This window comes from Aliivibrio kagoshimensis, from assembly GCF_050337105.1.
GTDB lineage: Bacteria > Pseudomonadota > Gammaproteobacteria > Enterobacterales > Vibrionaceae > Aliivibrio_A > Aliivibrio_A kagoshimensis.
This window is the reverse complement of record NZ_JAKJSQ010000043.1, coordinates 1-17,026: the sequence shown is the minus strand read 5'-3', so window position 1 is coordinate 17,026 and position 17,026 is coordinate 1. Positions and strand designations below refer to the sequence as shown.

14 protein-coding genes are annotated in these 17,026 nt (G+C 43.5%); all 14 read right to left on the bottom strand.

The annotated features are described in order from the left end of the window. Positions 1-47: 47 nt before the first annotated feature. Positions 48-359 carry a c-type cytochrome gene (locus L4C32_RS13895; RefSeq protein WP_428197483.1) on the bottom strand — a complete coding sequence of 104 codons (312 nt, stop codon included), beginning with the start codon at positions 357-359 and terminating at the stop codon, positions 48-50. A 109-nt stretch (positions 360-468) separates the two neighbouring features. Then, positions 469-1,800, bottom strand: a complete 1,332-nt coding sequence (tilS, locus tag L4C32_RS13890; RefSeq protein ID WP_428197482.1) for a tRNA lysidine(34) synthetase TilS — start codon at positions 1,798-1,800, stop codon at positions 469-471. 72 nt (positions 1,801-1,872) lie between these two features. Next, positions 1,873-2,835, bottom strand: coding sequence for an acetyl-CoA carboxylase carboxyl transferase subunit alpha (gene accA / locus L4C32_RS13885; protein WP_428197481.1), 963 nt, complete (start codon positions 2,833-2,835; stop codon positions 1,873-1,875). A 47-nt stretch (positions 2,836-2,882) separates the two neighbouring features. Beyond that, positions 2,883-6,362, bottom strand: coding sequence for a DNA polymerase III subunit alpha (gene dnaE / locus L4C32_RS13880; protein WP_428197480.1), 3,480 nt, complete (start codon positions 6,360-6,362; stop codon positions 2,883-2,885). Between the two features lie 43 nt (positions 6,363-6,405). Further along, complete coding sequence (gene rnhB / locus L4C32_RS13875; protein WP_428197479.1) at positions 6,406-7,017, bottom strand: ribonuclease HII; 612 nt, start codon at positions 7,015-7,017, stop codon at positions 6,406-6,408. Beyond that, on the bottom strand, positions 7,010-8,158 hold the full coding sequence (lpxB, locus tag L4C32_RS13870; RefSeq protein WP_428197478.1) for a lipid-A-disaccharide synthase: 1,149 nt from the start codon (positions 8,156-8,158) through the stop codon (positions 7,010-7,012). The genes rnhB and lpxB overlap by 8 nt, the downstream gene beginning before the upstream one ends. Position 8,159: 1 nt before the next feature. Next, entirely contained in the window at positions 8,160-8,948 is a 789-nt protein-coding gene (lpxA, locus tag L4C32_RS13865) for an acyl-ACP--UDP-N-acetylglucosamine O-acyltransferase (protein WP_428197477.1), read from the bottom strand. A 2-nt stretch (positions 8,949-8,950) separates the two neighbouring features. Then, positions 8,951-9,418 carry a 3-hydroxyacyl-ACP dehydratase FabZ gene (fabZ, locus tag L4C32_RS13860; RefSeq protein WP_428197476.1) on the bottom strand — a complete coding sequence of 156 codons (468 nt, stop codon included), beginning with the start codon at positions 9,416-9,418 and terminating at the stop codon, positions 8,951-8,953. A 67-nt stretch (positions 9,419-9,485) separates the two neighbouring features. After that, positions 9,486-10,511, bottom strand: coding sequence for a UDP-3-O-(3-hydroxymyristoyl)glucosamine N-acyltransferase (lpxD, locus tag L4C32_RS13855; protein ID WP_428197475.1), 1,026 nt, complete (start codon positions 10,509-10,511; stop codon positions 9,486-9,488). 8 nt (positions 10,512-10,519) lie between these two features. After that, positions 10,520-11,029, bottom strand: a complete 510-nt coding sequence (locus L4C32_RS13850; protein WP_428197474.1) for an OmpH/Skp family outer membrane protein — start codon at positions 11,027-11,029, stop codon at positions 10,520-10,522. A gap of 20 nt (positions 11,030-11,049) precedes the next feature. Next, entirely contained in the window at positions 11,050-13,467 is a 2,418-nt protein-coding gene (gene bamA / locus L4C32_RS13845; protein ID WP_428197473.1) for an outer membrane protein assembly factor BamA, read from the bottom strand. A gap of 35 nt (positions 13,468-13,502) precedes the next feature. After that, positions 13,503-14,861 (bottom strand): sigma E protease regulator RseP, encoded by a 1,359-nt coding sequence (gene rseP, locus L4C32_RS13840; RefSeq protein WP_428197472.1) that lies wholly within the window; start codon positions 14,859-14,861, stop codon positions 13,503-13,505. After that, on the bottom strand, positions 14,858-16,066 hold the full coding sequence (gene ispC, locus L4C32_RS13835; protein WP_428197471.1) for a 1-deoxy-D-xylulose-5-phosphate reductoisomerase: 1,209 nt from the start codon (positions 16,064-16,066) through the stop codon (positions 14,858-14,860). Before ispC ends, rseP begins: the two co-directional genes overlap by 4 nt. Before the next feature lie 54 nt (positions 16,067-16,120). Further along, complete coding sequence (locus L4C32_RS13830) at positions 16,121-16,960, bottom strand: phosphatidate cytidylyltransferase (protein ID WP_428197470.1); 840 nt, start codon at positions 16,958-16,960, stop codon at positions 16,121-16,123. Positions 16,961-17,026 lie beyond the last annotated feature (66 nt).

The window sequence follows — 17,026 nt, the reverse complement described above, 5'->3', positions numbered from 1 at the left end:
AGCACGAATTATCGTGCTTTTCTTTTCCGCATAAACTCACTCTACGGCTATTTTAAGCTTGAGTAATACGCAGCAAGATTAGCCATATCAGCATCGCTTAACATAAGTGCTTGAGGCTGCATCACTAATGCATTACCTCCAGTACGAGCCTTCGTTTTATAAGCTTTAAGTGCAGACACAAGATACTGTTCATTCTGCCCTTTTAAATTCGGGTAACCCGGTATCATAGCAACACCTGTTGCTCCGTGACATGCAGAGCAAACAGCAGACTTGGTTTTTCCTGCAGCCGCATCACCAGCAGCCATGGCAGGAGAAGCTAAAAGGAGAGATGCCAGTGTAAATCCAATTACTTTTTTCATTATGTCCTCACGTATTTAYTCATTGTTGTTATTATCTTTAACTACACTACAACATTTTTTAGTTCGTTACTATGCAGCACTATTCCACATTACTCGGCATTATCTTACTCTATTTGTTCCAGAAAAGATGACTTTCAAGTTCAGAATTGTCGGTGATGAACGATTTACACACAAAAAGATCGGCCACGGCGGCCAGCTCTTCGCCATAAAAGATTAATGGTGTGCGACGACGCGCCCAGCTCGGAACACCATACTCTTGATACAACTTCTTTAATTTACGGCTGTGTGCTCTACCACTTGGTTGAGCAGATAAGCCTTCAATAGCAAACTTAACGGTGACGACTTCACCCGCTTGCGGAGTACGAATTAATAGCCCTCTGTCACTTCCGCCGGTTTTATCTTTGGTGGAGAACGAGAGTACACCTAAGTGATCGGGCAGTTCAATACTGTCCACTAAAGAAGCCTGCCACTGACTCACATCGTTATGTTTATGGAGCAAATAGAGAGCGTGCTGATGGCGCCTAACCTGATAGTTATGGATTTCCATCAATGGGTTCGCTTGTTGATTGGCACAAGCAACCTTGTTCCAAATTTCTGCTAACTGCACTCGACTCGGCATTAATACTTGATGAAGTGCGCACCACTGCCTCAGCAAGTAGTTACGGCAACGCTCACTTTCAAGTTCAAGTCGTTTCACATCCAATTCACCCTGCGTCCCCATTAACATGGTTAATTTATCGGCTAAGAGCTCACTCAACAGCAACTCTTGTTCTGCGCACAACAGCGCCGAACGAGCCACCGACTTTCTCAATCCAGGCCAACGAGCCACCAGCGGTGGTGCTATTTCATGACGAATGAAATTTCTGTCAAACCGTTGGTCTTGGTTACTTTTATCTTCTACCCACTCAAGCTTATGCTGAGAAGCGTACGTTTCGATCTCTGTTCGACTATGTGCCAACAAAGGTCTAACTAACGTCGCTTGATAAAAAGGACGAGTGGCGGCCATAGCAGATAAGCCGGAAGGCCCACTGCCTCGTTTCAGTGCCAGTAGAAACGTTTCAAGTTGGTCGTCACTGTGTTGAGCCGTTAATAGTAGATCTCCTGCAGATACATATTGAGAGAGTGCGTGGTAGCGGGCATCTCGTGCAGCCTGTTCAAGACTGACTCTTGATCCTGAGTGCACTTCAACATTACTGGTCGCGAACTCAATTCCAGCCTCTTTCGTCCATTGTTTACACTTAGCTTGCCACGCATCGGCCTCTTGGCTTAATCCATGATGAATGTGAACGGCAAGATAGCGATACTGAGGAAACCTCTGACGAAAAGAGGATAAAAGGTCAAGCATGACTCGAGAGTCTATCCCACCACTGAATGCCAAGACAATTCGACAATTATCTTCTGCGTTCGCTTTTAACTGTCGTGTAAATGAGTCGAGTAACATCCAACACCTAACCTTTGCGAATAAAAAAAGCGGACCTAAGCCCGCTTTAAGTGTATCTAAATCTAGTTGCGATTAGCAATAACCGTAATCCATTAAGCGGTTATAACGACGCTCTTTTAACTCTTCGTGATCTAATCCTTCCAACTCATTAAGCTGTTTAATGATGCACTCTTTTAGTGATAATGCTGTTTCAGCAGGATCACGGTGTGCTCCACCTAAAGGTTCATTAACAATCGAGTCGATCAAACCAAGTTCTTTTAAACGATCAGAAGTCAGTCCCATCGCTTCAGCGGCTTGAGGGGCTTTGTCCGAATCACGCCATAAAATTGAAGCACAACCTTCGGGAGAAATGACCGAGTAGGTAGAGTATTGCAGCATGTTCACGTAGTCACCAACGCCGATAGCCAAAGCACCACCAGAACCGCCTTCACCGACCACATTACAGATGATAGGTACCGTTAGGCCAGCCATCACTTTAAGGTTACGAGCAATCGCTTCAGATTGACCACGCTCTTCAGCACCAACACCTGGGTATGCACCCGCCGTATCGATGAAAGTAATAATTGGCATTTTAAACTGTTCAGCCATCTCCATAAGACGAAGTGCTTTACGGTAACCTTCAGGTTTTGGCATGCCGAAGTTACGCATTACTTTTTCTTTGGTTTCACGACCTTTTTGATGACCAATAACCATTACTGGACGGCCATCTAAACGTGCGATACCACCGACTAACGCTTTATCATCAGCAAAGGCACGATCACCCGCTAATGCATCAAACTCGGTAAACATCAACTCAACGTAGTCTAATACATAGGGACGTTGAGGATGACGTGCAAGTTGCGCCACTTGCCATGCACCTAAATCACTGAAGATTTTTTTCTTCAGTTCTAAACTCTTGTGCTCTAATTGCTGGATCTCATTATCTAAATCAACAGCAGTAGCATTATCGCCACGTCGCGACACATCACGCAGCGCTTCAATTTTAGCTTCAAGTTCTGCAATTGGTTGTTCAAATTCAAGAAAGTTCAGGCTCATCAAAAGATCCTTTGTTAATGCAGTGCAAATGTCTGCAACTTAATATTCTAGTTAAATTCAAGCTCGACTTGCTCTTCGCCAAGCAGCGCTTTTAAATCATCGATAAGTTGATCGGTGGGTGTCACTCGCCACTCCGTTCCTAAAATCAACTTAGCCCGAGCATCTGCTCGCTGATAATATACATTTACCGGTACAGTGCCTGCCCGGTGAGGTTCCAGTATTTGACTGAAACGCTCAAAAAATTGTCTGTTTACTTGTTTCTCGGTCACCGATAGTGCCAAACCACGAGCATATTTCTCTCTCGCATCAGAGATGTCGAGTAGTTCGCGGGCAGACATTTTAAGCCCACCATTGAAATCATCAAAGCTGACCTGTCCAGATACGATTAAAATTTTGTCTTTTTCCAATAGTTCAGCGTACCTATCTAAAGCATCCGAATAGAGCATAACTTCCATTCTGCCTGAACGATCATCAAGTGTTAATAGCCCAATACGATTACCTCGTTTGGTTGTCATCACTCTTGCTGCAATCACCAGTCCAGCAACAGAAACGGATTGGTCTCGTCGTGTCTGCGTTGCATCTTTTAATCGCCAAGTAGTATATCGTTTTAATTCTTTAAGGTAAGCATTAATTGGATGTCCTGTTAAGTAGAGCCCTAAAGTCTCTCTTTCACCTTCTAACCACACTTTCTCTGGCCACTTTGGTACTTCAGCGTAAGCCTGTTCTACCTCTTCAGGAACGTCAGTCAACACTCCAAACATGTCAGCTTGACCAAATGATTCGGCATGGTGGAACTGTCCCGCCGCTTTCACAGCTGCATCCAGAGAGGCCATCATGGCAGCGCGATGAGGACCTAATCGGTCGAGAGCACCGGCAAGAATAAGCTTCTCAATCACTCGCTTGTTCACTTTCTTAGTGTCAATACGAGCGCAAAAATCAAATAGGTCTCTGAAATGCCCACCGCGGTTTCTGGCTTCAATAATGCATTCAATAGGGCCTTCGCCGACCCCTTTCACAGCACCAATGCCATATACCACTGCACCTTGATCATCGACGTTAAATCGATATTGACCAAAGTTAACATCCGGTGGCAAAACTTTAAGCTTCATACGGATACACTCATCCACTAAGGTGATGACTTTTTCTGTATTATCCATATCCGCGGTCATTACTGCCGCCATAAATTCCGCTGGGAAGTGAGTCTTTAACCACAAGGTTTGGTACGAAACAAGGGCGTACGCCGCCGAGTGTGATTTGTTAAATCCATAACCGGCAAATTTTTCTACCAAGTCAAAGATCTTCATCGACAGTTCACCATCAACTCCGTTCTTGATGGATCCCTCTTCAAAGACAGCTCGTTGTTTGGCCATCTCCTCCGGTTTTTTCTTACCCATTGCACGACGCAACATATCTGCGCCACCAAGAGTATACCCAGCCAGTACCTGAGCTATCTGCATCACCTGCTCTTGATAGAGAATGATGCCATAGGTCGGTTCTAGAATCTCTTTAAGCGACTCATGTTGCCATTTCTCATCCGGATAGGAGACCTCTTCTCGGCCATGTTTACGATCGATAAAGTTATCAACCATGCCAGATTGTAGTGGACCGGGCCTAAATAAGGCGACGAGGGCGATGATATCTTCAAAACAGTCAGGTTGAAGACGCTTGATAAGATCTTTCATACCTCGCGATTCAACCTGGAATACAGCGGTTGTCTCTGAGCGTTGTAGAAGTTCAAACGATTTCGGATCCGTTAGTGAGATAGAGTCTATCCTAATCGGATCTTTGCCCTCTTTTTCTAACTTCGGATTAATCAGCCCTAGAGCCCAATCGATAATTGTTAGTGTCCGCAACCCTAAAAAGTCAAACTTGATTAGACCTGCGGTTTCAACGTCATTCTTATCGAATTGGGTAACAGGAAATTGCCCCTCTGCATCACAATACAGTGGCGAAAAATCAGTAATCGTGGTCGGAGAAATAACCACCCCACCCGCATGCTTGCCGGCATTACGCGTTACACCTTCTAGGATACGACACATGTCGATGAGGGCTTTCACCTCTTCATCTCGTTCGTATATTTCAGGAAGTTGTGGTTCTGCTTCAAACGCTTTCGCTAACGTCATGCCCGGCTCAGGAGGAACCATTTTGGAAATTCGGTCAACAAATCCATAGGGGTGGCCAAGCACACGTCCTACATCTCGAATAACCGCTTTGGCGGCCATCGTTCCGAACGTAATAATCTGAGACACCGCGTCACGACCATACATTTCAGCGACATGTTCAATCACTTGATCGCGCTTATCCATGCAAAAATCGACATCGAAATCGGGCATTGAGACACGTTCAGGGTTTAAGAATCGCTCAAACAGAAGATCGTATTCTAATGGATCAAGATCTGTAATATCCAGTGCATACGCCACTAAAGAACCAGCACCAGAACCGCGTCCTGGGCCTACAGGGATGTCGTTATCCTTTGACCACTGAATGAACTCCATGACAATCAAGAAGTAACCAGGAAAGCCCATCTGATTGATAACTTTAAGCTCAATCTCTAGACGTTCATCATATTCTGGTCGACGCTCAACTCGAGTCGCCTCATCCGGAAAAAGAAAGGCTAAACGGCGCTCTAAGCCTTCTTGAGACTTCTTGACTAAGAAGTCTTCAATCGCCATCCCTTCGGTTGGAAAGTTAGGTAAGAAGTACTCACCAAGACGAACAGTAACATTGCATCGTTTGGCAATCTCAACACTGTTCTGTAGTGCTTCTGGAATGTCAGAGAATAGCTCACACATCTCTTCTTCACTACGTAGGTACTGTTTCGCACTGTACTTTTTAGGCCGCCTTGGATCGACCATAGTAAAACCATCATGGATGGCAACTCGAATTTCATGCGCTTCAAACTGCTCTTCATTTAAGAAGCACACTTCGTTAGTCGCAACAACAGGCAAGTCGCTCTTTTGGGCTAACTCGAGAGCGAAGTGGAGGTAGTTCTCCTCATCCGCTCGCTCTGTCCGACACAGTTCTAAATAGTAGTGGTCAGGAAAATGGGTTTGATAAAATGCGACACATTCTGATACCAATGTAGGGTTGCCTTTAAGTAATGCTTTACCTACATCGCCACTTTTGCCGCCAGAGAGTAGAATTAAGCCATCACTGTACTTGGCCAACCAGGCTTTATCGATCACAGGTTGATGTTGCACATGACCACGTTGATACGCATCAGAGATCAATAGGGTTAAGTTCTTATACCCATCATTGTTTTTTGCTAACACGGTGATTTGTGTTAGCTCATCACCAAATTCATCCGATTGAACAGTAAAATCTGCACCGATGATCGGTTTAATTCCAGCATCATGCGCAGCGTAATAATATTTAACCAAACCACACAGGTTAGTGAAGTCAGTCAGTGCCATCGCAGGCATACCAAGTTCAGCCACTTTTTTGACTAACGGTTTGACTTTAGATAAGCCATCAACCATTGAGTAATCACTGTGAGCGCGCAGATGTATAAAGCGAGGTTCTAACATATTTACGTATTCTTACCTTATTGAACTTAATCGGTACAACGGTTTAATCAACTAACCCAAGAACTTTCTTTACTGGTTTAAAGCTTTTTCGATGTTGTGCAATCGCACCAAACGCTTCCAATGCTTCAACGTGAGCTTTGGTTGGGTAGCCTTTGTGTTTAGCGAAACCATATTGAGGGAACTCGCTGTCCAACTGCTCCATTTCACGATCTCGGGTCACCTTGGCAATAATTGATGCGGCGCTGATTTCTGCCACACGCAAGTCTCCCTTAACCACAGCTAACGAAGGCATGGATAACTCTGGGCTGCGATTTCCGTCGATCAATGCAAAATCAGGCTGCAATGGCAGGCCTGCAATGGCTCTTTGCATTGCCACCATCGTCGCTTGCAAGATATTTAATTCGTCGATCTCTTCCGCTTCGCATCGACCAAGTGACCACGCAAGTGCTCGTTCTTTTATTTCATCAAACAACTGATTTCGTTTTTTCTCAGTAAGTTTCTTTGAATCAGTTAAACCAGAAATAGGCCTGCTTGGATCAAGAATCACGGCAGCGGTAACTACAGCACCAACCAGTGGACCACGTCCCACTTCATCCACGCCTGCAAACAGTGTGAAATTATCTGGGTATTCAAAGAGGGGAAGATCTTTATTCATAAGGTTTTCCAATTAACTCAAGTACCGCTTTTGCCGCTTGATTATCGGCATCTTTACGAATCCATTGATGCATCTTTGTAAATTCAGCAATCAATTCACTATTATCTGACTCTAAATAGATATTCACCTGTTTCGCCAATTTTTCAGGCGTACACTCTTTTTGTAAGAATTCAGGTATCAATTCGCGTCCCGCCAATACATTAGGTAGAGCGGCAAACTTGGAAATGACTAACTTTCTAACAATCCATTCTGTTAATGGTTTAATTCGATACCCGACTACCATTGGACGCTTAACTAACATGCACTCAAGTGCCACTGTGCCCGATGCCAACAACACAGCATCTGAAGCGGTAATAACATTTCTTGCCGTATCATCAACAATCGTAAAATCAAGCTCAGGTGCCGTCTGCTGCCAAATAGCCTCAAACTGCTCACGGCGTTTCTGATTCACCGCAGCAATGACAAAACAGAGATCTGGATGTTGTTGATGAAGTATCTGGCACGTTCGAATAAAAGGTTCAGCAATCATTGCTAACTCACCGCCTCGACTGCCAGGCAAGACCGCTAACCAGCGCTTACTACTGTCTAGATTGAGATGCTGTTGTGCTGTTTGTTTATCAGACACCATAGGGATATCATCCGCCATGGTATGACCAACAAATTGACATGGCACATTATACTTATCGTAAAATGCTTTCTCGAAGGGTAAAAATGCTAACACTAGATGGGTAGCCGCTTCAATTTTGAAGATACGCTTTGGTCGCCATGCCCATACTGACGGGCTAACGTAGTGAACGGTTTTTATTCCAGCGAGTTTAAGATCTTTCTCTAGGCGTAAGTTGAAGTCTGGTGCATCAACACCAATAAACACGTCTGGCGGATTATCAATAAAAGTACGAACTAACTCAGCTTTCACATGGAGAAGACGTCGTATTCGACCCAGCACCTCCACAATCCCCATGACAGACAACTCTTCCATGTCAAACAGAGATTGGCACCCCTGTTCCATCATTTTTGGACCGCCTATACCAACAAACTCAGCATCGGGATACTGAGTTTTCATGGCTTTAATTAATCCGGCACCTAAAATATCGCCGGAGATCTCCCCGGCGACAATTCCAATTCGTAATGGCTTCACCATATTAACGAATGATTCCTCTTGTAGAACGCTCAAAAAAGTCAACAAAAGCTTGTACTGGGTGGTGCTCTTTGGCTATTTCAGCAATCACCAATTTAGCTTCTTCTAAGGTTTTTCCTTCGCGATAGATCTCTTTATAAGCACGACGAATCGCATGTAAAGATGGCTTGTCAAAACCACGACGTTTTAGCCCTTCAATATTGATACCAAAAGGCGCACAGTGGTTACCTTGTGCCATCACATATGGAGGCACATCTTGAACCACGATAGAACCACCACCCAACATAGAGTGTTCGCCAATATGACAGAACTGATGAATTGCAGACATACCCCCTATAATCGCATGATCCGCCACTTTAACGTGTCCTGCTAAGGTTGCATTATTGGCAAAGATACAGTGATTACCAACTACGCAATCATGAGCCACATGAGCGTTTATCATAAAGAGATTATCGCTGCCAATAATGGTGGTACCTATATCTTGTACCGTACCACGATGAATAGTGACACTTTCACGAATGGTATTACGATCACCGATCTCTAATCGAGTATCTTCACCCGCAAATTTGAGATCTTGGCACTCTTCACCGACCGAGGCAAATTGAAAGATTTTATTCTCTTTACCTATAACTGTTGGACCTTTTACCACTACGTGAGATTTCAGTTCCGTGCCTTCTCCAATCTCTACTTTGCTATCCACAAAGCAGAATGGTCCAACAACAACATTGGCACCAAGAATGGCACCCGTTTCAACCACAGCGGAGGGATGAATTTTGGCAGTTTCATGAATCATGATTAAAACTCTCGTCTAGCACATTTAAGTTCAGCTGAGCAGACAACAGCTCCGTCAACTTTTGCTTCACCAGTAAACATCGCAATACCACGTCGCTCTTTAATAAATTGTACTTCGATCACCAGTTGATCGCCTGGGACCACTGGCTTACGGAATTTCGCTTTATCAATGCTGGCAAAGTAGTAAAGTTCATTTTCAGAAGGCGCACCAAAAGATTTAAAAGCAAGTAAACCTGTCGCTTGTGCCATTGCTTCTAAAATCAATACGCCAGGGAAAATAGGCATTTGAGGAAAGTGACCTGTAAACTGAGGTTCATTCACAGAAACGTTTTTAAGGGCATGCAGGTAACCTAACTTATCCCCAACCGTCTCTTCATAATCCGTCACACGATCGATTAAAAGAAACGGGTAACGGTGTGGAAGTAGTTCTCTGATCTCAGTAATGTTGAGTGTTTTATTTTCTCTACTCAAAATGTTGTCCTGTAATTATTATCTAAACGTATAACCAATGGCATGTCACTAAAGATGCTAAATGATATTAGTCATTACTCTCTAATAACCTTTCTAATTTTTTTAACCTTTTATGCATTTCATCAATGCGTTGTACACGCGTTGCTGTTTTACGCCACTCTTTATTGGTCTGCAACGGAATACCCGATGAGTATAGTCCAGGCTCAGAAATTGAGCGCATCACCATGCCCATTCCCGTAATGGTAACGCCATCAGTAATATCGATGTGCCCATTAATTACAGCTGCACCACCAATGACACAATGTTTACCGATAGTAGTGCTACCCGCAATGGTGCTTGCGCCAGCTAAGGCTGATTTTTCACCGATATGTACGTTATGGGCAATTTGCATTTGGTTATCGAGAATGACACCATCTTCAATCACGGTATCTTCAAGTGCCCCTCTATCAATTGCAGTCGACGCACCTATTTCAACATTGTTTCCAATTCTAACCGAGCCAAGTTGAGGGATCTTAACCCAGCTTCCTCGGTCATTCGCATAACCGAAGCCATCTGAACCTATCACTGTTGCCGATTGAACTAGGCAGTTTTCACCCATCTGCACATCGTGATAAATAGTCACATTGGCCCATAATTTTGTATTGGCGCCAATCTTGGCATTTTTACCAATCACAGTGCCTGAACCAATCTGTACATTATCACCAAGCACCACGCCAGATTCAATCACGGCATTATGGCCAATGGCGACATTACGACCAATGATAGCATCAGTCGCAACATAAGCGGATGGAGCAATACCCACAGCAATAGGCGGGGTTGTATCTAAGATTTGGGCTACCAACGCATAACCTAAATAAGGGTCCTTCATCACTAAGGCGTTACTTGGGCAAAAAGAGAGATCGCTCTCTTTTACTAACACTGCTGAGGCAGGGCATGATTCTAATTTTTTTCGGTATTTACTATTTGATAAAAAGGTAATATTCCCTTCAGCAGCACTCTCCATCGACGCAACAGAAGTGATCTGAACGGATCCATCTCCATGTAGAACTGCGCCTAGCTTTTCAGCCAACTCAGCCAGTGTGATTGTGGTCATAATTCCCCTTACTTGGCCGCTTTTAATACTTTTGATGATAGGTCATCTTCTGGTTTTGCAAACATTAAGCTTCTTGCTTCTACTACCATGTCATAGCCTTCCGATTCAGCCACTTTGGTTACCCCTTTTTGAATCAACACCATCAATTTTTTCTGCTCTTCTGCTTGGCGTCTACGAGTATCTTCATTGATTGCATCAGCATCATCTTTCAGATCCGATCTTAACGATTTAATTTCACGCTGTAGCTTTACAATTCCTTCCGCGCCAAGTAGCTCACCATTTCGTTGAAGAGTTGCCTCTTTCTCTTTGATCTTTGCTTCTAAATTTCTAGCTGCATCAATACGGTCTTTGAACTCAGCTTTCAATTTTATACTAATACCTTCTCGCTGAGGCATATTTTGCATAATTTTGGCCACGTTGACGTAACCCACTTTTTGAGCTGCATTAGCAACATTAGTAAACATAGCTGAACTTAACACCACTAAACCAATACTTGCCGCTTTCATTACTTTGTTCAAAATCTTATCCTCAATTAAATTTAGAATGTTCGCCCAATGGTGAATGTGAAGAACTCTTCATCATCACCTTCATATATTTCAACCGGTTTCGCAACAGAGAATACCAGCGGTCCCATTGGAGACATCCACTGTAGTGCAGCGCCATACGATGAACGGAAGTTACTCGGATCGGAATAATCATAATAGTACTCCTTACCTGCGCTGACATTGCTATCATTGCTATAATTGAATTCGGTATCCCACACGCTCGCCATATCGAAGAAAACACTGGTTCTAATCGATGATTGCCCCTCATCAGATGCAAATGGCGTAGGGAAAATCAACTCAAAACTGGCCAGTGCGGTGGCATTGCCGCCCACTGAATCCTCTGTCGCTTTATAGTTCGGATTATTACCCTGCCCCTCTTGGTATACTGCTTTAGGGCCCACCGAGTTTGATCCAAAACCACGCAGAGTAGTAAAACCACCTGCATAGAAATTCTCATAAAATGGGAACAGATTATCATTCCCTTCAGTCTGTCCATAGCCATTACCGTAACCCAAACGGCCGCGCATCAAAAAGGTAAACTCGTGCTTCTTCGTCAATGGTACATACTGCCTGACGTCATACTGTGCTTTAAAGAACTGTGAATCCGATCCTGGAACCGTAATCTTATAACTGGCGCTTTGGTAGTTACCCGCGGTTGGGAAGTACCCTTTGTTTAAGTTATTTCGAGTCCAACTCAGAGTAAGATCAAAGTCATCCACAATTAATAAGTTATTCTCTTCATCGTAACTATCCCCAGCAGATTGCAAATACTGCTCTATCTGCAAATAGTTGTCTAAGTTCGAGATTTTATTGTGTGTGTAACCAATTCCAATCGAGAAGTAGTTCAACTCATCAAAGGGGAAACCCCAAGTTAAGCTGGTACCGTAACTCTGATTGGTATAATCAATGATCCCGGCATCAGACGCTTCAAACTCGTTATAGAAAATTTTACCCCCTAAACTAACACCATCTAAATTCCAATAGGGGTCGCGATAGTTTAAGCTAATATTTTTTTGATAATCATTAGTCATTGCACTAATGCCGACGTTATCACCTGAACCCAAAAAGTTATCTTGCTGTAAACCAACCTGAAAACTAATTCCTGATTCAGTACCGTAACCGACACCAAAGTTCACATTACCGGAATTGGCCTCTTTGACCTTATACACCAAATCAACTTGATCAGCACTGCCCGATACACGCTGGGTCTGCACATCAACGGTTTCAAAAAATCCCAGTCGACTCAGACGGCTTTTTCCTAAATCAATCGCTTTCGAGTTGAGCCAGCTGCTTTCCATCTGACGCATTTCACGTCGTAACACTTCATCTTTGGTCTCGGTGTTTCCGGTAAATCGAATATCTCTCACGTAGATGCGGTTGCCTGCTTCCACATTAATGGCTAACGTGACTTCTTGAGTCTCGTCATTAAACTCAGGAATCGTCGTCACCTTCGGGTAGGCATAACCTGACTCACCCAAAATACGTTTGATGTTCTCTTCTAAACGGGTAACCTCTGCACCGTTATAGATGTCCCCCTCTTCAAAAGGGTTAAGTTGTTCAAACTCGGCATCTTTATCAATTAACTCACCACGAAAATCGACGGCTTTAACGGTATAAACATCTCCCTCTTTAAGGGTCAACGTGATGTAAACTCCTTTTTTATCTGGTGAGATAGAGACTTGAGTTGAATCAACCTGGAATTTTAAATAGCCTCGATTCAAATAAAAAGATCGCAGTGCTTCAATATCACCTGCAAGTACCTGCTTCTGATACTTCTCATCCGCAAGGAAGTTCCACCATGGCACATCAAAATTAAGATTAAAACGGCCAGCTAACTCTTCATCAGTAAATATCTCATTTCCGATAAAGTTAATCTGCTGTATTTTTGCAGAAACACCTTCAGTAAAGACAAACTTAAGATCAGCACGATTACGAGGAAGCGGGGTCACCACAGCACTTACTGTTGCATTATACTTCCCAACACTGTAATAGAAGTCCTCTAGGCCCTTCTCAATTTGACTTAGCGTGGTACGGTCTAATGCTTCACCAATACGAACAGAAGAAGCGTCCAAATTCTCTTGTAACTGCTCCTCTTTGATCGCTTTGTTTCCAGAAAAAGAGATGCTCGAAATGGTGGGACGCTCAGTGACTCGAATTAATAACGTGTCATTATCTCGGAATACTTTTACATCTTCAAAGTTACCTGACGCAAACAGCGCTTTAATAACTCGTGATACATCCTGAGAAGAGATAGAGTCACCGACTCGAACAGGCATTTTCAATAATGCTGCACCTAAGGCGACACGTTGTAACCCTTCGAATTGAATATCTTCAACTACAAATTTTTCTGCGCTTGTTGCAGCAGCACTACTCAACATCAGAGTCGCTATCAACAGTTTTTTTATCGCCATATCTATTCTAATTATTCCTTGCTACAAACGCTTCATTAGAGACGAGTGAAATCATTAAAAAGTGCAACCATCATCATTGTTATAATGGCTGCAGTCCCTATCTTGTAACCTACTTCTTGTATTTTTTCTGGTACGGGTCTTCGAATTACTGCTTCAATCGCAAAAAACAGAAGATGCCCGCCATCTAAAACAGGAAGAGGCAGTAAATTTATAATGCCTAAATTAACACTAATTAACGCTAAAAAGCTGAGGAAGTAGACAAGACCATAATCGGCTGTCATACCTGCCCCTTTTGCAATAGAGATTGGCCCACTTAAATTTTTCAATGCAACGTCACCAGTAAATAGTTTCTTTACCATGCTCAACGTTACACCAATTAATTGACCTGTTTTATCTATTGCTTGACCAACAGATTCAAACACACCGTATTGCAGATCGAATTTGTAATTATCTGGCCACTCTTCACTGTAAGGTGCAATACCTGCATACCCTATTTGAGTACCATCACTATTTGCTTTACTGTCTGGAGTTAGGAGTAGTGTTATCTCTTTACCAGAACGCTCCACGCTAACTTCAAGTGGTTTGTTAGCATGGTTTCTAATGGACTCCACCACTTGCTGCCACTTATGCAGCGGCTCATTGCCCATCGTCAGTAATTTATCATCAACTTGTAACCCAGCTCGCTGGGCGGCACTCTCTTCGTTAACCAATGCAAGGGTTAACGTGACTGCTGGAGAGAAAGGAACAAATCCCAGTGTTCTCATTGCCGATTGTGTTTCGGGATCATATTGCCAATCCGCTAAATCCAGAGTTTTCACCTGTTCAAATGATGGATTATCCGGGCTCACAACAGTGAGTGTCATTGAGTCATCACCAATATGTGAGATAAGCGCCATATTTGCTGACTGCCAATCCGTTGTTTTGATTCCAGAAACCGCTTTTAGTTCCATCCCTTGCTCAATACCCGCTTGCGCAACAATAGATTGCGGTGAAACTTCACCAATAACAGGCTTTATGGCAGGAATGCCAATAATAAAAATGACCCAATAAGCGAAGATAGCAAATAAAAAATTAGCCACAGGTCCTGCGGCAACTATCGCACTTCTTTGCCATAGGGTTTTATTGTTAAAAGCGCGGTTTTTTAAATGTTCGGGGACCTCTTCGACTCGCTCATCCAACATCTTTACAAAGCCACCCAGAGGTATCATTGATAAGCTGTACTCTGTGCCATCTTTACCGACGGTTTTCCACAGTGGCTTGCCAAAACCGATCGAAAACTTCTGTACGATAACTCCGCACTTTCTTGCTACCCAAAAGTGTCCAAACTCATGGACAGCGACCAAAATGCCTAATGCCACCACAAATGAAGCAAAGTTCCATAACGCACTCATCATCTATTCGCCTTTTTTAACTCTTCAGTGGCATACACTCGCGCCATTCTATCTAGCTCAATTACGCTTTCCAAGTCCTTAAGTTCAAGGTTTTGCAACTGAGCAGAGAGTTTGTTCAAAACCTGCTCATTTACCTTAGAAATTCCCATAAATGGTAGACGTTTGTTTAAAAAAGCCTCGACAGCCAACTCGTTCGCCGCATTCATTATCGTCGTGGCGTACTGGCCCTCATAACAGGCATCAATAGCCAACTTCAAACAAGGATAACGATTATAATCTGGTTGCAAAAAAGTAAACTCACCAATGGAAGCAAAGTCTAACGCTTTAACGCCGGAATCTACTCGTTCAGGGTAGGACATGGTACATGCAATAGGGGTGCGCATATCAGGTAATCCCATCTGAGCAAGAACAGAGCCATCAAGGTACTGCACCATAGAGTGAATTACAGACTGAGGATGAATGATCACCTTAAGCTGCTCTTGCCTTGTGTTGAATAACCAACGTGCTTCTATGTATTCCAAGCCCTTGTTCATCATAGTGGCGGAATCAACGGAAATTTTTGGCCCCATTGACCAATTTGGATGTGCGATGGCCATTTCAGGGGTAACATTGGATAATTCAGAAAGCTCACTGTAACGAAATGGCCCGCCTGATCCCGTTAACAGAATAGAGCTGACACCACTTGCTTCTAGATCACAGCGGCCAAGATTACGTTGCATCGATTCTGGAAGAGACTGAAAGATAGCATTATGCTCGCTATCAACTGGTAGCAGTTCAGCACCATACTTTTCAACCGCGTTGATAAACAGTTGGCCTGACATCACCAACGCCTCTTTATTCGCTAATAGGATTCGTTTTCCCGCTTTAACCGCCGCCATCGTAGGCATAAGTCCTGCAGCACCAACAATCGCCGCCATCACAGTATCGACAGACTCCAGTTGCGCAATAAAACACAACCCTTCCTCTCCTGATACCACTTTGGTAGATATCGGTAACGATTTTATCGCTTTCTCTAACTCTAACGCCGCATTGGGGTTTGCCATGGCCGCGTATTCAGGTTGCCACTGCTGGCAAAGCTGTAACATTTTCGGTACATCACTATTTGCACCGATAGCAATGACTTCGAACTGTTCCGGATTTTGAGCAACAACAGAAAGCGTACTGGTTCCGATAGAGCCTGTGGCTCCTAATATCGTTAATTTGCGCATAAAGAGATGACCATAATAATCAAAGAGCAGATTATCTGCTCTTTGAAGTATAAATTACCAAAAATAGAGGAGTGCAAAGACAGGGAAAGCAGCGACTAAGCTATCAATTCGATCTAAAATACCACCATGACCAGGGATAATCGTTCCACTGTCTTTGATGTTTGAACTGCGCTTAAACATGCTTTCAACTAGGTCACCCAACACAGAAATAATCACAGTGGCCATAAAGATACCCACCATAGCACCCACACTGTCGAAATGAAGACCAAACACAATGGTTGCTCCCCACCCAATTAACATGGCTGTAATTACACCTCCGATTAGTCCCTCGATGGTTTTGTTCGGACTCACTGAAGGTGCCATTTTTCGCTTACCAAACGTTTTACCGGCAAAGTATGCTCCGCTGTCAGCAGACCACACCAGTAAACAGACAAGAAGGACCAGCTTCGCACCATAGTATTGATCATCGATGCCAATTTGTGCCCTAAGCAGAACGATACTCCAGAAAAAAGGAATTAATGATAGCCAACCAAACAGGTGCCGTAACCCCTTACTCTCTTTCCAAAGCCTTGCCGAAGTTGGATAACTCATCGCAAGAAGACTCGCAATGACCCACCATACGACACCAACGATCAGCATCCATTGATGCGACTCTGTGGTATGAGCAAGGTTAATTGCATCATACGGCAACCAAATCATGGATGCCCCAAATGCCAAAATTGAAGGAGTGAGTGCGATGACTCTAGATTGGGTACTTACAAATTGGGTCCATTCCCAGAAGCCGACCATCGTCACTGCGGCTAAAATCATGAAAAATGCTTGAATAGGCAGAAAGAAAATTCCTGCTATCACCAGTGGCGCCAATATCAGGGCTGTAATTATACGTTGTTTCAAATTATCTCAGTCCTCTTCCATTTACTAACCCAAAGGCAAAGGTTAGTTAGATACATCTTATTATTA